Origin of the sequence: Flavobacterium praedii (assembly GCF_026810365.1) — a bacterium.
Lineage (GTDB): Bacteria > Bacteroidota > Bacteroidia > Flavobacteriales > Flavobacteriaceae > Flavobacterium > Flavobacterium praedii.
On the sequence record NZ_CP113948.1, the window covers coordinates 3851423 to 3870132 of the forward strand.

Genomic DNA, 18710 nt, shown 5'->3' on the forward strand with positions numbered 1-18710 from the left:
AAGTACTAAAAATTGTCAAGACTAAAAAACTACATGAGAGTTAAACCCAGAAAGGGCACAAAAAAAAACACGGATTAAACCGTTTTTAAGAGGTCTAATCCGTGTTGAATATTTTGAATTGATCTGCTATGTCAATTGCTTTAATGCAATTTCAAAAGCAGTAGCACTAATATTTTTCTTAGAACTATTCAAGTCATGGGCTTTTGCAATGGCTTTTTTGATCGTTTCAGAGGTATCTCTAAAGATTGCTTCATCCGTCATTTGTACTTTTTTCTCCATGAAATAAGCAAAAACTCGCGCCATTCCGCAGTTAGAAATAAAATCTGGAATCAAACTCACTTTACTGTCCACTTGTTCCATTATTGGACCAAAGAAAATAGCAGTATCTGCAAATGGAACGTTTGCTCCGCAAGAGATTACTTCAAGGCCATTGGCAACTAAACTATCAATTTGAGATTGTGTTACCAAACGAGAAGCAGCACAAGGAGTGAATATTTCGGCACCAATTGTCCAGATTTTTTCGTTGATTTCTTCAAAAGGAATCATGTTTTTGGCAATTAGTTTGTTTCCGTATTTGTCTAAAAAGAGTTCTTTGATTTCCTCAAAAGTAAATCCTTCTTCGTTGATCAATCCCCCATCTCTGTCAATAATTCCGATGATTTTGGCTCCCATTTCGGCCAAATAAAAGGCTGCAGCTGAACCTACATTTCCAAAACCTTGAACAATAGCTTTTTTACCTACTACAGAACCACCATAAATATCATAATAATGACGAACGGCCTCTGCAACGCCATATCCAGTGATCATGTCTGCGATGGTGTATTTTCGAGTTACATCAGGTGAGAATTTAGGATTTTCAATTACTTTAATAACGCCTTGGCGTAATTGCCCAATTCTATTAATCTTATCCGCTTCAGTAGGTTTGAAGTGGCCGTTAAAAACACCTTCTTGTGGATGCCAAACTCCGCATTCTTCAGTCATTGGAATTACTTCGTGAATTTCATCGACATTCAAATCACCACCAGTTCCGTAATAACTTTTCAATAAAGGCGATACAGCTTTGTACCAACGTTGTAATACCCCTTGTTTACGTGGGTCGGTTGGATCAAAATTTATTCCAGATTTAGCTCCGCCAATTGCAGGACCAGAAACCGAAAATTTTACTTCCATAGTTTTTGCCAAAGACAAAACCTCATTCATATCAAGCCCTTTTCTCATGCGAGTTCCTCCGCCAGCAGCACCGCCACGAAGTGAGTTTATCACTGTCCAGCCTTCAGCTTCGGTTTCAGAGTCTTTCCAATTGAAAATGATTTCAGGAGCTTTGTTTTCGAATTTCTTCAATAAATCTTTCATATTGTTGTGATATGTTTATTTTTGACAAATATAAAAAAGGTTTTATGAGAAATATGTATTTGTCATTTTTTTTTTTTGCCTTCGAATATTAGGTATAAAAAAATGCTTTTATATCTTAGTTAGATACAAAAGCATTTTTGGTTATACTGCCAATTTTATGGAGTAAAATTATTTTCCTAAAAGGCTATTTTTTAAATCTTCGTCTACTGGATTGTCACTAAGCCAAATCCCGAAAAATGCTTTCTTGAACTCAAGCCCAGGAATCTTACCCTCCAAAATATTGTTTTTGTATATCCAAATTGATTTGTCAGAAGGGGAATAAATTAGGTTAAAACCATCATTGACGTTTGTGTCTTCACGGCCCAATAGTTTTTCTAATAATTCTAATTGCGATTGATATTTGGGTACATTTTCTTCTCCAACTGATTTTATAATTCCTTTTTGAAGCGATTTAGTTAATTTTTTTGAAGTAACTAGTGATGATGTGATTTGCAAACGAATGGCCATATCGGTATCACTGTTTATAATTTCTTTAGGATCTTCAGATAAAGTAGTCAGGTACAGTGCTTGTAAATAGACTTCAGTCCACATTTTTGTTCGTGTCCCAAATCCATTAAGTTGTAGATTTTTGCCTTCAAATTCAATAGTTCTAGGCAATGTTATTCCTTCAACTACAATTTGTTTTTGAGCATATACATTTGTCAATACTGCCGAAACGAAAAATAAATAAGTAAAAGTAATTTTTTTCATAATGTGTTTTTTAAGTTTTTAGTATTTAACTCGAATGCCTTCCAAAATAATAATATTGAAAGAATTTTAAATGTAGTTTATTTTTAGTTATAAATTACATTAGTCCCAATGGATGCGATTGTTGTTTTTATTCAAAAATTAGGAGGAAAAGCGAACTTAAAAACGGTGGGTTAAATACCTAATAAGCTATTTTTTAACTCTTCATCAACTGGTTCGTCTCCAAGCCAGATGCCGAAAAATACTTTTTTGAATTCAAAGCCTTCCACTTTTCCTTTGAATACTTTGTTTTTTACGACCCAAATAGATTTATCAGAAGGGTTATAGGTCAATTCAAAGACATCGCCATTTGTAATTTCCTCAGATAAAAAGCTTTTAAGTAATTCCATTTTAGGCTTTAACTCATTAAATTTTTCTTTAGCTGATTTTTCAAATCCTGTATTTATGGCTCTAGTTAATTTTCCGGAGGAAACTAATGGAGAGGTGATTTGAATTCGAATTGACATTTCTAAATTGTCATTTATAATTTCTTTTGGATTCTGTGATAATATAGACAAATACAATGCTTGAATGTAAACTTCTACCCACATCTTTGATCTTGATCCAGCACCATTAAGTTGCAATGTTTTATTTTCAAATGTCATAGTTCTTGGTATTGTTACTCCTTCAAACACGATTTGTTTTTGAGCATTTACCTCAGAAAATAGGGCAGAAATAACAATAGCAATTATTAATAATGTTTTTTTCATAAATTATGGAATTTTTATTTTTGGGCAAAAATAATATTATAATTTAGAGAAATTACAAGCAATATTGTTTTTTTTTAGATATATAACTAAAATACAATGAAATAGATAGTTTTTTGGATGAAACTTCAACGTACTGGTAAATAATTACTTACCTTTAAAAGAGTTTGTTATCGCAAATTTGAATTTTAAGGACAATAATTTGAAAACACTAATGGTTCTTTTATGATTTTAGAAGCTAATTTTCTTATTTATTTAGAAAAAGAACTCCAGTACTATGATCTTGTTTGGCACCAGTTACACTTTTTAGTGCGTTAATTTCTCCACGAAGTTTCAAAACACCCAGTAAGGCAAAAATTAAAGCTTCTTTGAATTCCAGAATTTTTTTAGGAGGAATGATAATATTCATTTCAGGAAGTTTTGCTTGAATGCGTTCTATTAAGAAATCATTATAGGCACCACCTCCAGTTGTGAATAAGGATCCTTCTTTTTTGGGCAATGCTAAAGCTATTTGTATTGCTATATGCTCACTAAAAGTATTTAATTTGTCGGCTATAGAAATTTTATGTTTTTCAATTATTGGTAAAACGGTTTCTTTAACAAATTCAAACCCCAAGGATTTTGGGTATTTTTTTTGATAGAAATCTAATGTATTCAATTTGGCAAGTAAAATCGGATTGCATTTCCCTGTTCTTGATATTTCTCCTTTATTATCATATTCTAGCCCCAATTGATTGGCGTAAAAATTCAAAACAGTATTTACTGGTGAAATATCAAAAGCAATTCTTTGCTCATTTTCTTCAAATGATACATTCGAAAAACCTCCTAAATTCATGCAATAATCGTATTCTGAAAATAAAATACGATCACCTATTGGGACCAAGGGCGCTCCTTGGCCTCCTAATTGAACATCTTGAACTCTAAAATCGCAAACAACGTTTTGATGAGTCCATTTTGCTATTTCGGGTAAATTACCAATTTGAAGTGTAAATCCGTTTTGGGGTTGGTGTAAAATAGTATGTCCATGCGAGCAAACAGCATCCAAATCTTTTAAAGAATGTTTGTCTATAAAATTTGAAATGATTGATGCTAAAAGTTGTGTATAGTTCTTGTTTAATTCATCTAATTGAATTTTTGTATAATCTACAGCTGTCTTTAAGACCGAAATCCAATTTATATCGTAAGAAATAGTTTCGCATTCTAGGATTTTAAATGCCCATTTATCATTTTTTATTTCAAATTGAATATGAGCCAAATCGACCCCATCAAGCGAAGTTCCTGACATCACTCCGATAACGTTATAGTAATCTTTTTTCATAGGCCAAATTTACGATTCAAAATTGAAAAATTCATAATTAAAAATTACCTTTGACAACATTTTTAAAACAAAAACCAATTTTTATTTTATATTATTATGGATTTTAATCTAACCGAAGAACAATTAATGATTCAGCAAGCAGCTCGAGATTTTGCTCAAACTGAATTATTGGAAGGTGTAATAGAGAGAGACGAGTTCTCTAAATTTCCTACAGAACAAGTCAAAAAAATGGCTGAACTTGGTTTTCTGGGAATGATGGTTGATCCAAAATATGGAGGTTCTGGATTGGATAGTGTGTCTTATGTTTTGGCCATGACCGAAATTGCAAAAGTTGACGCTTCGGCTGCAGTAATTATGTCCGTAAACAACTCTCTAGTATGTGCTGGAATGGAAAAATATTGTAGCGAAGAACAAAAAATGAAATATTTGGTACCATTGGCCAAAGGAGATGTTATTGGTGCTTTTTGTTTGTCTGAGCCAGAAGCAGGATCGGATGCTACTTCTCAAAAAACAACCGCTATTGATAAGGGAGATCATTATATATTGAATGGAACTAAAAACTGGATTACCAACGGAAGTACGGCTTCTACATATTTGGTGATTGCTCAAACAGATGTTGAAAAAGGACATAAAGGAATCAATGCTTTTATTGTAGAAAAAGGATGGGCAGGATTTGAGATTGGTCCAAAAGAAAAGAAAATGGGAATTCGTGGGAGTGATACACATTCTTTGATGTTTACAGATGTCAAAGTGCCCAAAGAAAATAGAATTGGTGCAGACGGTTTTGGATTTGCTTTTGCGATGAACGTATTGAATGGAGGGCGAATCGGAATTGCGTCACAAGCTTTAGGAATTGCTACAGGTGCTTATGAATTGGCATTGAAATATTCTCAAGTACGTAAAGCTTTTGGAAAAGAGATTTTCAAACATCAAGCCATTGCTTTTAAATTGGCAGATATGTATGTAAAAGTTACGGCTGCAAAGTTATTGGTAATGAAAGCAGCATGCGAAAAAGATGCAGGACAGGATATTGCACACTCTGGAGCAATGGCCAAATTGTATGCTTCTGAAATTGCTTTGGAAGTGGCCAATGAAGCGGTTCAAATTCACGGCGGAAATGGTTATGTTGCCGAGTACCACGTAGAACGTATGATGCGTGATTCTAAAATTACTCAGATTTATGAAGGAACTTCAGAAATTCAACGTATTGTGATTTCAAGAGGTTTGGTTTCCTAGAAAGAAAATAAGAATAAAAATACACCATTAAGGAATAAGGCAAATTAAGGTATAAGATCTTAATGGAACTTGTTTTCTTAATGGTGTTTTGTTTTGAAAAAATACTATATTTACTCCTATGTACGACGAATTAAAATATTGGTACCTTAGGGATCACAAGTTGTTTTGGACATTGAGTATGTCACAAATTAAGCAGTTGTGCATTATTACTGGTTTTAAAAAAGCCAAAAAAGGGGACATTATTTACTTTTCTTCTTCGGATGTACCTCGAGTTTTTTTGCTCAAAAAAGGAAATATCAAAATTGTTGCTGTCGATGAAGACGGAAATGAAACCATCAAAGACATTATTCAAAAAGGAGATTTGTTTGGTGAATTGACTTTAGAAAGTGATGCCAATTCCAATGAGTATGCAAAAGCACTGACTGACGAGATTATTATTTGTAGTTTCTTACTATCCGATTTTGAAGACTTATTACTCCAAAACCCAAGTTTAGCCTTGTCGTATACCAAGTTTGTAGGCTTGAAAATGAAACGGATTAAAAACAGTTACTCCAATTTGATTTCTAAAGATGCCAAAACGAGGCTCTATCAATTCCTGAAAGATTGGGCCGATAAAGAAGGTAAACGCATCGGAAATAAAGTCGTTATTGAAAATTATCTTACCCAAAATGACATGGCTCAAGTGATTTGTACTTCCAGACAAACCGCCACTCAATTACTAAATGAAATGGAATCCAACGGCTTATTACATTACAATCGAAAAGAAATAATTATTGAAGACATTACTAAATTGTAGTTTGTCTAACTTTTTCTTTTGTTGTTAAGTAGTGGGTTTTATTTTGAGGAAGGAAAATTGTCCATCAGCTTGCGTTTTTTGTCCATTTTATACCTTTTCTAGCTGTCGCATCTTTGTAATGTCAATATCGACAAGCAATTTTAAAGAAAAATAAAATGACAACTACAACATTTTCAGTTCCAACTAGATCAGAAGTTTCAGAAAACAATCAAGTAATTTTTGATAATTTACAAAAAGCATTAGGATTTGTTCCAAATTTATATGCAACAATTGCCTATTCAAAAAATGGGTTGGAAAAATATTTAGCCTATCAAAATGCTAAAACTTCTTTATCCAATAAAGAAAAAGAAGCAGTAAATTTAATCGTAAGCCAAGTTAATAATTGTATTTATTGCCAAAGTGCTCATACGGTTATTGGGAAAATGAATGGTTTTACAGATGAACAATTATTAGACATCAGAAGAGGAAAAGCTACGGATGCCAAACTGAATGCTTTGGTACAATTGGCTGCTGAAATTACCAAAACAAGAGGAAATGCTAATCCAGAATTGGTCGCAGCTTTCTTGGCTCAAGGTTTTACGAATGAAAATTTGGTAGATTTAATTCTTCAGGTAAGTGATAAAACAGCGATGAACTATTTGCATAATTTAACTCAAGTGCCAGTTGATTTTCCTTTGGCACCAACTTTATAATTTATTTTAAAATTCAAAAGTGCAAGCTAATTCCATCAGAGTTAGTTTGCATTCTATTTAAACAAACTTAATTATCATGGAACAAAGACATCCACTTCCTCCATTTAACATGGAAACCGCTTTGCAAAAAGTACAACTTGCCGAAGATGCTTGGAACAGCAAAGATCCAGAACGCATTGCTTTGGCCTACACCATTGACACCGAATGGCGGAACAGAACCGATTTTATCAATGGTCGCGAAGCTGTTAAAGAATTTCTGAAAGGCAAATGGGAAAAAGAACTCGATTACAAACTCAAAAAAGAATTATGGGGTTTTCGCGAAAATCGAATGGCAGTTCGTTTTGAATATGAATATCGAAATGTAGAAGGACAATGGTTCCGTGCCTACGGGAACGAAAACTGGGAATTTGACGAAAATGGTTTGATGCGTCAGCGTTTTGCCAGTATCAATGATTTGCCAATCGACGAGAAAGACAGAAAATTTAAATAATTTCTCATGGCTACAAATTTTGCAGCAATAGCATTTTCGGATGCTGTCAAAGTGTTACAAGAAAAGCATGGCAGTCGAAAAAGCTATGAACGAATGGAAAAATTCAATATCATTGATGGTTTATCCGAAAATGAAATGGGTTTTATTAGCAATCGAGATAGTTTCTATTTAGCATCAATTGGCGTAAAAAACTTCCCTTATATTCAACATCGTGGTGGCCCCAAAGGCTTTGTAAAAGTCTTGGATGAAAATACAATTGGTTTTATCGATTTTTCAGGAAACAAACAATACATCTCCGTTGGGAATTTTGCAACCAATACCAATGTAGCCCTGATCATGATGGATTATCCCGCACGAGCCCGACTGAAAATTTTTGCTAGAGCGGAGATTGTTGAATTAAAAGACAATCCAGAATTATTAAACAAACTCGATTTAGCAGAATATCAATACCGACCGGAACGCATGATTCTTTTTCATATTGAAGCCTACGATTGGAATTGTCCACAACACATCACACCGCGCTTTACGGTTGATGAAATTCAAATAGCTTTTAAACCACAACTTGATTTTATTTCAAAACTAGAAGCAGAAAATAAAATACTGAAAGACAAACTAGAAAATGCTGGTTTAAGCTAAATTTGTTTAAAACTAAATAGTATGATTGATTCCTCCACTTTTACCTTAGTCAATCCACAAAATGGAAATTTGGCTTTCAAACTTTTTTCTTTTGAAAATAATTCTTGTTTTGATCACATTCAGCGATTGAATTATTATTCTTTGATTTGGGTTCAAAAAGGAAAAGGCAAAGTAAAAGTTGATTTTTCAGAATATGATTTTTCAGAAAATCAATTATTGGCTTTTGCGCCTTATCAGCCTTTTATGCTGTCATCTGTTAATGCTATTGAAGGGAAAGTAATTCATTTTCATCCCGATTTTTTCTGCATTATGAAACACCATGATGAAGTAGCTTGCAATGGGGTTTTGTTCAATAATATTTATGAACCACCGTATGTTATGATTGATGAGATGGCTAAAGGAACATTCAATATGGTTTTGGAACAAATGAAGATGGAAATGCAAAATCCTGCTTTGGCACAATATGAATTATTAATATCCTATTTGAAAATTTTCCTCATTACTGCTTCTCGATTAAAAAAAGAACAACAGCCAAAAGAACTTGTACCAATAGAAGAAAATACAGCGCCATTTATTCTCCAAAACTTAAAAAATTTCATTGAACAAAATTTCAAAACCAAACATTCTGCCAGTGATTATGCTGATTTACTGAATATTTCACCAAAAGCTTTAGCCAAAATCACCAAAAATCACTTCAATAAAACGTTGACCAATTTAATTGCAGAACGCATTATCATCGAAGCTAAAAGGGAGTTGTATTTAACGAATAAACCAGTAAAAGAAATTGCCTATGAATTGGGTTATGATGACGAACATTATTTTAGTCGCTTCTTTAAAACCAATGCTGAGGTTTCACCACAAATGTATCGTGATACTGTTGGTTTTGCTAGAGCAACCAACTGATTTAGAAAAACTTTGCTAAAAGTGTTCGTTTTTTTTAACAATTTTTAATCTAATCTGCGACCCGAGCGATAGCGAATAGACGAAGTAATCTGCGGTAAAAATTATTAGACAACAGGCACCGAGGGTTGACTCATATCATATCCCAAAATAAAATAGTTATTATTGTTGAATTCAAAATCGCCAATAACTGCCCATTTCAGTTTTTCAATATGTGCTTTTTGAGAAGGCATATTGGTTTTGTTAATGAAAGTTATACTTACTGGAAAACGTTTCATTAGGTGGATTCTCATAAAATCAAAGAAAGGATTGATCAAACCTTTTCCTCGGTAGTTTTTGTCAATACAAATTGGGCCATACTGAAAAGTATTGCGGTCTGTCATCTTAAAATCCTTGAAAGAAAGACTAGGCAGCATTGGAGTCATGTGGTTAAAAATAGCCCACTGACTGAAATAAACCCAGCTTGCAGCAAAAATATATGCAATAATTTTGTTGTTGTCTTTGGCAATAAACAAACCTTCTTGTCGGATAACTTCTTGCAATTGTTCTATCGAAAACGGAGTAGTTACAAACCCTGAAGCCTTTTCTTCTTCGGTCATATTCGAAACTAAATAAATACTTTGTAAGGCCAATACGCCTTCAATATCTGAGTTTTTTGCTACTTCAAATTGTATGTTTTCAATCATTTTAAGAATTCTAATTGGATTTGTTTTGCAAAAATATATAAAATTAAAGCGATATTTTTCAAACAAGGAATTAATATGGCAATTTGTTTTTTTGCATTTGTAAAAGTTTGTGAATGTTTTTTCACTGTTTTGACTATTTTTGCCCTATGAAATCGGCGTGATTCCAAAAATAAATTAGAAGTGAAAAATAACGATAACTCTCGATAGCTATCGGGATCCATAAAACATATATTATCCTCGAATGAAAAATATTATTATTACAGGAACTAGCAGGGGAATTGGTTTGGAGTTGGCTTTACAATTTGCCGATGCGGGACATCAGGTGCTTGCTTTGTCTAGAAAAATAAACCAACAATTACTTGCGAATAAAAATATCACCTGTCTTTCGGTTGATTTGTCCAATGAAGAAGAGTTGCAACAAGTTACTGATTTTTTGTCGGGAACTTGGAAGAATATTGATGCTATTGTTCATAATGCAGGAAGCTTATTATTAAGATCTTTTTCAGAAACAACCCAAGAGGATTTCGAAAATATTTATAGAGTTAATGTTTTTGGCGTGGCCAATCTGACGCGTATTTGTTTGCCTTTTTTACAAAAAGGGAGTCATGTTGTAACCATAAGTTCAATGGGAGGCGTGCAAGGAAGTCTTAAATTTGCAGGATTAGCTGCTTACAGTTCGAGCAAAGGAGCTGTAATTACCTTGTCTGAATTATTGGCTGAAGAGTATAAAGAACAAGGAATTTCATTTAATGTTTTGGCATTGGGTTCTGTCCAAACCGAAATGTTGAATGAAGCATTTCCAGGTTATCAAGCGCCACTTTCAGCTAGTGAAATGGCCAATTATATTTTTGATTTTACGCTTACTGGAAATAAATATTTTAATGGCAAAGTATTGCCCGTTTCTTCTACGAATCCTTAATTCCTCACTACCTTAATTTTTTTGTGTTTCATACAGCATATTATTTTTTATTTTTTTAAATCTAACCAAACCTACCATGAATGTAACAATGCGTGTATTTAAAATTGTATTATTTTGTTTTTTTGTATCAATACCCTTAAATGCTCAATCCTATAAAAGTGATTATCAGACTTTTTATAGTTTTGGTTTTCCTGAAAAGTATATTACAAATGAGTATCAATCTTTTTGCGTGAATTTAGATTTGTCAGCTCAGCCAACTAAAGTTATTATTGATGGTGAAGCTATGCAATCAAGATCTAGATTAGAATATAATACTTTTTTTAGAGAAGACCAGTTGATGAATGGATTATCTTCACTCGTCAATTTGCGTTATGAAAAAGATTGTAATAAAATAGAAGGTAAATTTATTGCTGAAGTAAAGATAAAAGATATTAGCTATTATGGAGAAATAAAACAAAGCAATGGTGCAGAAATGCCTTATTATTATGAAGTTTTTTATGGGTATAATGTAGTTTGCCAATTGAAAAACAGCTTGACAAATCAAATTTTTTTGGAGAAAACAATTAATGTGAAAAATGTGCATTCATCGCCTGGGGGTGATACAAATGCAGATGGAACGCGTAGAATTTATAATTTCAAAACTAAAGCTGAAGTAATAAGCTATCTAAATAAATACATAGAGGAAAATTTAATTGCTAATGAGTTAATTCATTCAATCCAAAATACAGTTGCCCCCGCATTATCTTCTTGGTTAGATGTTCAGTATTTTTCAAATACCTATTTCTTTTCTAGGATGTCTAAAGAAGATAAAAACCCATTTTATAAAAAAATTAATGAAGAGATTGATCTTTTTAAAAATTGGAAAAAAGCTAATTCAGAGAATCAAACCAATTTATTGACATTAGAAGAAAATTCAGAATTTGTAAAAAATCATAATTTGCAGATTAAAGGAGATAATGTTAATGCATTTGAAAGTAGTAAGGCTAAAGAAAGTTATAATTATGTTGTTGCAAGTAAAAATTTCTTAGGAAATTTTATTTTAAAGATGGAAGCATATTCGAAAGAATTTGATGTAAATGATAAAAAACAAAAAGAGGCGATATGGGTTTGTTATATGAATATAGCTTCTAGTTTTTTGTTTTTGAATGATTTTAAAAGTAGTTTGGAGTATGTAGAAAAATCCAAAGGATTAGATATTAGTAAGTCTAAAGTTAGAGAAATAGAAGAAAAAAATTTACGACTTCAAAAAGATTACAATAATTTTTTTGATGCTGATGGAAATTTGAAAAAGGATTTAAATAATGGGTATTTAAAATATTTTAATATTTAAAAATTGGAATAAGTTTAAAATTCAAGCTTGCTCTAATAATTGTTGATCTATATTCAGTTTAAAAATTATCACTTGTCAAAATCTCATATAATTGTCTGATACACTTTTAAAATACCTTCCAGAACATGCCGTGAAACCAGTTTTTGAACTGATTGTTACACATCAAGTGCATCTCAAAATTGTCAATGAGAGGCAAACTCGGCATGGTGATTATCGAAAGGGTTTGAATGGTAAACATGAAATTACAGTAAATTCTAGCCTTAATAAATACAAGTTTTTGATAACGTTGATTCATGAAATTTCACATTTAGTGGCGTTTGAAAAATTTGGTAGAAATATAAAACCACACGGAGAGGAGTGGAAGCATTCTTTTCAGAGGTTGATGGTACCTTATATTCGGCCAGAGATTTTTCCGAATCATTTATTGCCATTGTTGGCCAGGCATTTTCGCAATCCCACTGCGAGTAGTGATACAGATACTACATTGGCATTAGCCTTAAAACAGTATGATAAACCAAATGATAAAAGCTATATCTTTGACATTCCTTACGGTAGTGTTTTTAGAATATCAAATGGAAAGATATTTAAAAAGATTGCTGTACGTACCAAACGATATGAATGTTTGGAAATCAGTTCTGGACGGTTGTATTTATTTAACCCAAATGCTGAGGTGGAGTTGTTACCGGGGTAGTTAAATATAAATGAAGTTTTGCTTCAAAAGCAAACATAAAAAGCATAAAATGAATAAAAATTATTACGCAATATTAATGGCTGGTGGAATTGGTTCTCGATTTTGGCCAGTAAGTACAAGAGAATTTCCGAAGCAGTTTCATGATATGTTGGGTTCAGGAGAGACTTTAATTCAGAAAACATTTAGTAGGCTTTCTCAAATTATTCCAAAAGAGAATATTTTGATTCTAACCCACGAAAGCTACAATGATTTGATTTTGGAGCAGTTACCAATGGTAACCCAAGAACAAATTGTATTGGAACCTGCCATGCGAAATACCGCTCCTTGTATTTTGTATGCTTCTTTGAAAATAAAAAAAATAAATCCAAATGCAGTAATGGTAGTGGCACCTAGCGACCATTGGATTGAGGATGAAATGCAGTTTGTGGCCAATTTGCAACGTTCTTTCGATTTGTGCGAAAGAGAAGAATCGTTGATGACTTTGGGAATTTTACCTACTTCTCCTAATACAGGTTATGGGTATATTGAATTTGATAAATTGGATAGTCGTTCTATCAAAAAAGTAATACAGTTTAGAGAAAAACCAGATTCAAAAACGGCAAGAAGATTTATTCAAAGTAGAAATTATTTGTGGAATGCAGGGATTTTTATTTGGAGTGTGCGTTCTATTTTGAAAGCTTTTGAAGAATTTCAACCTGAGATGTTTGCACTTTTTATGAAGGGGTATGAAGTTTACAATACCGAGAAAGAAAGTGCTTTTATACTAGAAAATTATCCTAATGCAGAAAATATTTCAATTGATTATGCAATTATGGAAAATGCGAAAAATGTATATGTACTTCCAGCTACTTTTGATTGGAATGACCTTGGTACTTGGGGTTCACTGCATGAAAAATTACCAAAAGACGACAATAACAATGCAGTAGTTAATGCCGTTGTTTTGTTGCAAAACGCTTCGAATAATATTATTAGAACTGCAATAGGAAAACAAGTAATCGTAGATGGACTTGATGATTATATCATAGTTGATAAGGATTCTGTCTTGTTGATTTATCCAAAAAGCAAGGAGCAGGAAATAAAAGGAATCGTTTCTCAGTTGAAAAGTTAAGAATATAGTAATAAATAAAAGGCTAGAGTAATTGTGATATTATTTCTAGCCTTTTTTTATTTTATTTAGTATGTTATCCTTTAAGATAAGCCTCTCTTACTTTTTTGAATAATTCAGATGAATAAACAAATTCGACTATAGCCTCATTTTCGGTTAGGAAAATTTCTTCTTTGGTTCCTTCCCAAGCTTTTAAGCCATTTTTTAGGAATAAAATATGATCCCCAATTTCCATTACGGAATTCATATCATGCGTATTTACAACCGTTGTAATATTGTATTCTACTGTGATTTCCTTGATTAGATTATCAATCAAAATAGCAGTATTTGGATCTAGTCCGGAATTGGGCTCATCACAAAACAAATATTTGGGATTGTTTACAATGGCTCTAGCAATAGCAACCCTTTTTTGCATTCCTCCCGAAATTTCAGAAGGTAGTTTTTTGTGGGCGCCTACGAGGTTTACTCTCTCTAATACAAAATCAACTCTTTTTTGGATTTTGGCCTTGCTGTCGTTTGTAAACATTCGTAAAGGAAAACCAACGTTTTCTGAAACAGTCATGCTGTCAAAAAGAGCACTTCCTTGAAAAAGCATGCCAATTTCGGTTCGGATTTCTCTTTTTTCATCCGAATTAAGGTTGGAATATATTCTCCCATCAAAAGAAATAGTTCCTACTTCTGGAGTATGAATTCCCAATAATGACTTTAATAAAACGGTTTTCCCAGATCCACTTTGTCCAATAATCAAATTGGTTTTTCCTGCCTCAAAAACACAAGAAATTCCTTTAAGAATTTTGACACCGCCAAATGATTTTTCTATATTTTTTATTTCTATCATTTTGTTAAAAGTAATTGGGTAATAATATAATTTAGCAAGATGATGGTAACCGACGTCCAAACAAAAGAAACGGTACTTGCTTTTCCAACTTCAAGTGCTCCACCTTTCATATAATAACCGTGGAATGAAGGAATGGTTGCTAATAACATTCCAAAAATAAACGTTTTGGTGAAAGCATAAACTATGTGAAACGGAATAAAATCTCTTTGAATCCCTTCGATAAAATCAATATTTGCTCCAAAACCACCATAAACCGTTGCTATATAACCACCAGTAATCCCTAGAAACATTCCAATGCCAATAAGGAAAGGGTATAAAAGTAATGCGATTATTTTGGGGAAAACCAAATAATTAAGGGAATTGACTCCCATAACTTCCAGTGCATCGATTTGTTCGGTAACTCGCATCGATCCTATGCTTGATGTTATAAAAGAACCCATTTTTCCTGCCATAATGATAGACATGAATGTTGGAGCAAATTCTAAAATCACCGATTGACGGGTAGCATATCCGATAAGATATTTTGGTATAAAAGAATTCGTTAGATTCAAAGCAGTTTGCATAGAAACCACTCCGCCAACGAAGAATGAAATAAAAGCAACTATTCCCAATGATCCAACAATTAAATCATCGACTTCCTTGAAAATAAGTCCTTTCATTACAGACCACTTTGTAGGTTTTTTGAAAATTTCAACCCACATCAATAAATATTTTCCAATCTGGGTGGTATAGCGAATGAGCATCATTTTTTAAGTATTCAGTTTAAAGTTTACAGTATTCAGTAAAGAATACAAGAACGCAAAAATACTGTATTTTGTTGGAATTTTAGATTTTGTTTTTAATTTCAGAAGAGTAAAACATTAAAACAATTTATCTTTCATTTTTTGTAAACGATAATTTTGAATAAAGCGGGCTTGTTCTTTGGTTACTAATAATGGTGTTTTGGCCTTTTTTGCTTTCCAAAAACCTTTGATGTAATCTAAAAATAAAAGTGGTTTCTTTTTCATTACAGCCAATTTTATTGAGGCTATTGCTGTTATCCAGAAACCATATCCCAGTGTATAAAAAGCTTCTCCTTGCTTATAACGTGCTGTTTTGCTGTAATTAGCTCCAGTTGGTTTGAGGTGTTTTACGTGTAAAGAAGCATCTGTGACTACTTTCCAATTGTAGTATTTGCAAAGCAATTCGTCAACGGTGTCCCAACCCATTGCAGGTTTTAAACCCCCAATTTGTTTAAAGGTTTCTTTTCGATAGGCTTTTAATGCGCCTCGAATATGATCTTTGTCGGTTAGGTTTTCTAAAATCCAATCGTCATTTTTTTCGATGTAACAAAATCCGCCAGCCATTCCAATAGTAGAATCGGATTGAAAATGTTTAATTATGGTTTCGAAATAATTGGAAGGAAAAATTAAATCGGCATCAATTTTTACGATTAAATCGTAATCTTCGTCCAAAGTTTCGAATCCTTTCTGAAAAGCTTGAATCACTTTACTTCCTGGTAAATGAATTGCGCTGGAAGTTTTGTTTACCAAAGTAATGAACGGATTGTCTTTGGCGAAAGCTAGAACAATTTCGGCAGTTTTATCGGTAGAATTATCATTGACAACGACTACTTTTTTGGGCAAAACAGTTTGCGAAATCAAGGATTGCAAGGTCAAAGCGATAAAAGCTTCTTCGTTGTAGGTCGGAATTACGATGTAATATTTCATTTATTTTGTTCAAAGCTTTGTCAAAGTTTTAAGCTTTGACAAAGCTGTTTATTTTACTTTTTCTGCGTACACAATATAATATCTTGGAGTAAAAAATCGCAATAAAGGGCGAAAACCAATTTTTTTAACGGGATGTGTAAATTTTTGGCTGTCGATGATTTTCCATCCTGTTTTTTCCAATAACCAGTCCAATTGCCAGTCTTCAAATTCATGGTAATGTCTGTCCCACATGTCTGTTTTACTGCGATAGGCAGAAGAAAACCACAATCGCAATGGAATTGATATTACTAATTTATCCGATTTTATTTCGTTTAAAATAGTGTATGGATTGAGTAAGTGTTCGAAAATTTCAAAAGCGGTTACAACATCTTGTTTTCCTTCTAAAAAAACAGTTTGGTTTTTATCTAAATCTTCTCCAGTTGTATTTTTTACGGTGTAACCTTCTTCTTTCATGATTTTTGAAAAAGGATTTTCAACCCCTAAATCTAAAATGGTATGTGAAGTAGAGATGTGTTTTCTTAAAAATTCTAAAGTATGTTTGAATCTTTTATTGGGAAACGTTTTTTCGTACATGTTTTTACTATTTAACTATCGCTTTTGCTTTTGAGTTTGCAAATATAAAGATTCTGATTCGTATACCGTTTGTAATGGGGTTTGTAATTTAAAATTTGTTCAAACTTGTTTCATTGACTTTTCTTTAAGGCCAGTTTTGTCATTCCATCGAAGTAGGAATCGCACTCGTGTCTCGCATAATGTGATTTCTCCCTTTGGTCGAAATGACAAATGAAGTGGTTTTGGCAGTGTGAATTTTTAAAGAAAGGAGATTGAGTTTTGTTTCTAAAAAAGAAAGCCCACTGCACTAAATATAAGTGAGTGGACTTGAAATAAATAAGCGTACAGCTTAGTTTAGTAGCGATAGACAAAAGCATTGATATTCATTCCAGCTCCTACAGATGCAAAAATGACTACGTCTCCTTTGTTGATTTCTTGGTCTTCGATTTGTCCTCTAATCAGAAGATCAAAAAGTGTTGGAACAGTTGCGACACTACTATTTCCTAATTCATGTATGCTCATTGGCATAATGTTTTTTGGAGGAGTTTTGCCGTATAATTTGTAAAAACGGTGAATTATAGCTTCGTCCATTTTTTCGTTGGCTTGGTGAATAAGAATTTTTTTGACATCATCAATTCCTAAGCCGCTTTGATCCAGACAGCTTTTCATAGCTGCAGGAACTTTACTCAAGGCAAATTCATAAATTTTACGGCCATACATTTTGATGTATTTGGTATCAGGATCTAAATCTGGATTGTATGATTTTCCGAAATAAAGAAAATTAGCTTCTTCTGCTGCGTATGTAGCACTTTCGTAGGATAACATTCCAGTTTCGTCATCTGATGCTTCAATAACCGATGCTCCAGCCCCATCAGAGTAGATCATGGAATCTCTGTCATGGGCATCGACAACTCTTGATAATGTTTCGCCGCCTATAACGAGGCATCTTTTTGCCATACCTGATTTTATGAATGCATTGGCTTGCAATACGCCTTCAATCCAACCTGGGCAACCAAAAAGAATGTCATAAGCGACACATTTAGGGTTTTTTATTTGTAATTTATGCTTGACTCTAGTGGCTAAACTTGGAATAATATCCGATTGGGAGGTACCAAATTTTACGTCACCAAAATTGTGGGCAAAAATGATATAGTCCAATGTTTCTGGATCGATTCCAGCGTTCTTAATGGCTTTTTCAGCAGCAAAAAAGGCTAAGTCTGAAGCTGTGTATTGATCTTCGGCGTACCTTCTTTTTTCGATACCTGTAATGCCTTTGAATTTGTTTATTACAACTTCATTAGGATAAGCAAATGGAGAACCATCTTCGTTTAAGAAAATATGTTCACTAAAGTCAGTGTTGCTAATCTTTTTCTCAGGAATATAGCTTCCTATACCGGTTATTTTTATTTTCATTTTGATTATTTCCAGAATAAATTTTGGCTAAATTAATTATAATAAATGTATAAAGGGCAAATTATTTAGTATGCATGCATATAATTGCATAATATTAAATATATTGTAAAATTATTGAATATATTTTATTGAAAATTATTAAATGATGCGTTTTATTCTTCGAAATGTCATAAATAACAAAGTGAGTGTTTTTTGTTATAAAGTTAATTCTCTATTTTAAAAGGATAATTATCATTTAATTTTAAATAAAAAGTTTCGATAATTTAATATATAATTTTGTGTGAAATTGTGATGTCATTTTAGAACGTGGGTTTGAGGATGTTTTATGAAAACTAAATAGGTAAAATAGCCCTGATGGAAGCGGCATCTCCCGATTTAGAAAAACAAGGCTTTTTTGCCGTAGTTTTTGTTAATCGGGAATACAGCGGACAGCAGGAGTGATGGTGATGAAAAAAAGGAAGAGTTCTGCTCCTAATTTTTAGTATCAATCTTATGAAAATGAAAAACCCTTTCAGTTTTAATGCTGAAAGGGTTTTGTATAATCTGTAATCTA

20 protein-coding genes are annotated in these 18710 nt (G+C 32.8%); 10 read left to right on the forward strand and 10 right to left on the reverse strand.

What is annotated here, in order from left to right; genetic code table 11:
* Positions 1–126: 126 nt before the first annotated feature.
* The 4 genes from OYT91_RS16260 to OYT91_RS16275 form a co-directional block, all read right to left on the reverse strand.
* Complete coding sequence (locus OYT91_RS16260; RefSeq protein WP_281238774.1) at positions 127–1353, reverse strand: Glu/Leu/Phe/Val dehydrogenase dimerization domain-containing protein; 1227 nt, start codon at positions 1351–1353, stop codon at positions 127–129.
* Positions 1354–1521: 168 nt separating this feature from the next.
* Positions 1522–2103, reverse strand: a complete 582-nt coding sequence (locus OYT91_RS16265) for a chalcone isomerase family protein (protein ID WP_269223877.1) — start codon at positions 2101–2103, stop codon at positions 1522–1524.
* Positions 2104–2273: 170 nt separating this feature from the next.
* Positions 2274–2849 (reverse strand): chalcone isomerase family protein, encoded by a 576-nt coding sequence (locus OYT91_RS16270; protein WP_269223876.1) that lies wholly within the window; start codon positions 2847–2849, stop codon positions 2274–2276.
* Between the two features lie 244 nt (positions 2850–3093).
* Complete coding sequence (locus tag OYT91_RS16275; RefSeq protein WP_281238775.1) at positions 3094–4164, reverse strand: anhydro-N-acetylmuramic acid kinase; 1071 nt, start codon at positions 4162–4164, stop codon at positions 3094–3096.
* Positions 4165–4260: 96 nt separating this feature from the next.
* On the opposite strand from OYT91_RS16275, the gene OYT91_RS16280 reads away from it, so the two are divergent.
* The 6 genes from OYT91_RS16280 (at position 4261) to OYT91_RS16305 (ending at position 8917) form a co-directional block, all read left to right on the forward strand.
* The gene (locus OYT91_RS16280) at positions 4261–5400 is read left to right on the forward strand and encodes an acyl-CoA dehydrogenase family protein (RefSeq protein ID WP_281238776.1); all 1140 of its coding nucleotides are present in this window, start codon (positions 4261–4263) and stop codon (positions 5398–5400) included.
* A gap of 118 nt (positions 5401–5518) precedes the next feature.
* Positions 5519–6196: a Crp/Fnr family transcriptional regulator gene (locus OYT91_RS16285; protein ID WP_281238777.1), complete on the forward strand. Its 678-nt coding sequence runs from the start codon at positions 5519–5521 to the stop codon at positions 6194–6196.
* Between the two features lie 155 nt (positions 6197–6351).
* Positions 6352–6888: a carboxymuconolactone decarboxylase family protein gene (locus OYT91_RS16290; RefSeq protein ID WP_281238778.1), complete on the forward strand. Its 537-nt coding sequence runs from the start codon at positions 6352–6354 to the stop codon at positions 6886–6888.
* 76 nt (positions 6889–6964) lie between these two features.
* Positions 6965–7378 carry a nuclear transport factor 2 family protein gene (locus OYT91_RS16295; protein WP_281238779.1) on the forward strand — a complete coding sequence of 138 codons (414 nt, stop codon included), beginning with the start codon at positions 6965–6967 and terminating at the stop codon, positions 7376–7378.
* A 6-nt stretch (positions 7379–7384) separates the two neighbouring features.
* On the forward strand, positions 7385–8014 hold the full coding sequence (locus OYT91_RS16300) for a pyridoxamine 5'-phosphate oxidase family protein (RefSeq protein ID WP_281238780.1): 630 nt from the start codon (positions 7385–7387) through the stop codon (positions 8012–8014).
* A gap of 21 nt (positions 8015–8035) precedes the next feature.
* The gene (locus OYT91_RS16305; protein WP_281238781.1) at positions 8036–8917 is read left to right on the forward strand and encodes a helix-turn-helix domain-containing protein; all 882 of its coding nucleotides are present in this window, start codon (positions 8036–8038) and stop codon (positions 8915–8917) included.
* Between the two features lie 104 nt (positions 8918–9021).
* Here the strand turns inward: OYT91_RS16305 and OYT91_RS16310 are convergent, their stop codons facing one another.
* Positions 9022–9600 (reverse strand): GNAT family N-acetyltransferase, encoded by a 579-nt coding sequence (locus OYT91_RS16310; protein ID WP_281238782.1) that lies wholly within the window; start codon positions 9598–9600, stop codon positions 9022–9024.
* Positions 9601–9841: 241 nt separating this feature from the next.
* Between OYT91_RS16310 and OYT91_RS16315 the strand changes: the two genes are divergently transcribed.
* The 4 genes from OYT91_RS16315 (at position 9842) to OYT91_RS16330 (ending at position 13648) form a co-directional block, all read left to right on the forward strand.
* Positions 9842–10519, forward strand: coding sequence for an SDR family NAD(P)-dependent oxidoreductase (locus OYT91_RS16315; RefSeq protein ID WP_281238783.1), 678 nt, complete (start codon positions 9842–9844; stop codon positions 10517–10519).
* A gap of 76 nt (positions 10520–10595) precedes the next feature.
* The gene (locus OYT91_RS16320; RefSeq protein WP_281238784.1) at positions 10596–11849 is read left to right on the forward strand and encodes a hypothetical protein; all 1254 of its coding nucleotides are present in this window, start codon (positions 10596–10598) and stop codon (positions 11847–11849) included.
* Between the two features lie 91 nt (positions 11850–11940).
* Positions 11941–12540 carry a SprT-like domain-containing protein gene (locus tag OYT91_RS16325; protein ID WP_269223858.1) on the forward strand — a complete coding sequence of 200 codons (600 nt, stop codon included), beginning with the start codon at positions 11941–11943 and terminating at the stop codon, positions 12538–12540.
* 49 nt (positions 12541–12589) lie between these two features.
* Positions 12590–13648, forward strand: coding sequence for a mannose-1-phosphate guanylyltransferase (locus OYT91_RS16330; RefSeq protein WP_281238785.1), 1059 nt, complete (start codon positions 12590–12592; stop codon positions 13646–13648).
* A 73-nt stretch (positions 13649–13721) separates the two neighbouring features.
* Here OYT91_RS16330 and OYT91_RS16335 read toward each other — a convergent pair whose 3' ends face one another.
* The 5 genes from OYT91_RS16335 to OYT91_RS16355 form a co-directional block, all read right to left on the reverse strand.
* The gene (locus OYT91_RS16335) at positions 13722–14483 is read right to left on the reverse strand and encodes an ABC transporter ATP-binding protein (RefSeq protein WP_281238786.1); all 762 of its coding nucleotides are present in this window, start codon (positions 14481–14483) and stop codon (positions 13722–13724) included.
* Positions 14480–15229, reverse strand: coding sequence for an MlaE family ABC transporter permease (locus tag OYT91_RS16340; protein WP_269223856.1), 750 nt, complete (start codon positions 15227–15229; stop codon positions 14480–14482). The genes OYT91_RS16335 and OYT91_RS16340 overlap by 4 nt, the downstream gene beginning before the upstream one ends.
* A gap of 114 nt (positions 15230–15343) precedes the next feature.
* Positions 15344–16192, reverse strand: a complete 849-nt coding sequence (locus OYT91_RS16345; protein ID WP_281238787.1) for a glycosyltransferase family 2 protein — start codon at positions 16190–16192, stop codon at positions 15344–15346.
* 48 nt (positions 16193–16240) lie between these two features.
* Positions 16241–16765 carry a class I SAM-dependent methyltransferase gene (locus OYT91_RS16350; protein ID WP_281238788.1) on the reverse strand — a complete coding sequence of 175 codons (525 nt, stop codon included), beginning with the start codon at positions 16763–16765 and terminating at the stop codon, positions 16241–16243.
* A gap of 333 nt (positions 16766–17098) precedes the next feature.
* Positions 17099–18157: a 3-oxoacyl-ACP synthase III family protein gene (locus OYT91_RS16355; protein WP_281238789.1), complete on the reverse strand. Its 1059-nt coding sequence runs from the start codon at positions 18155–18157 to the stop codon at positions 17099–17101.
* Positions 18158–18710: the final 553 nt, after the last annotated feature.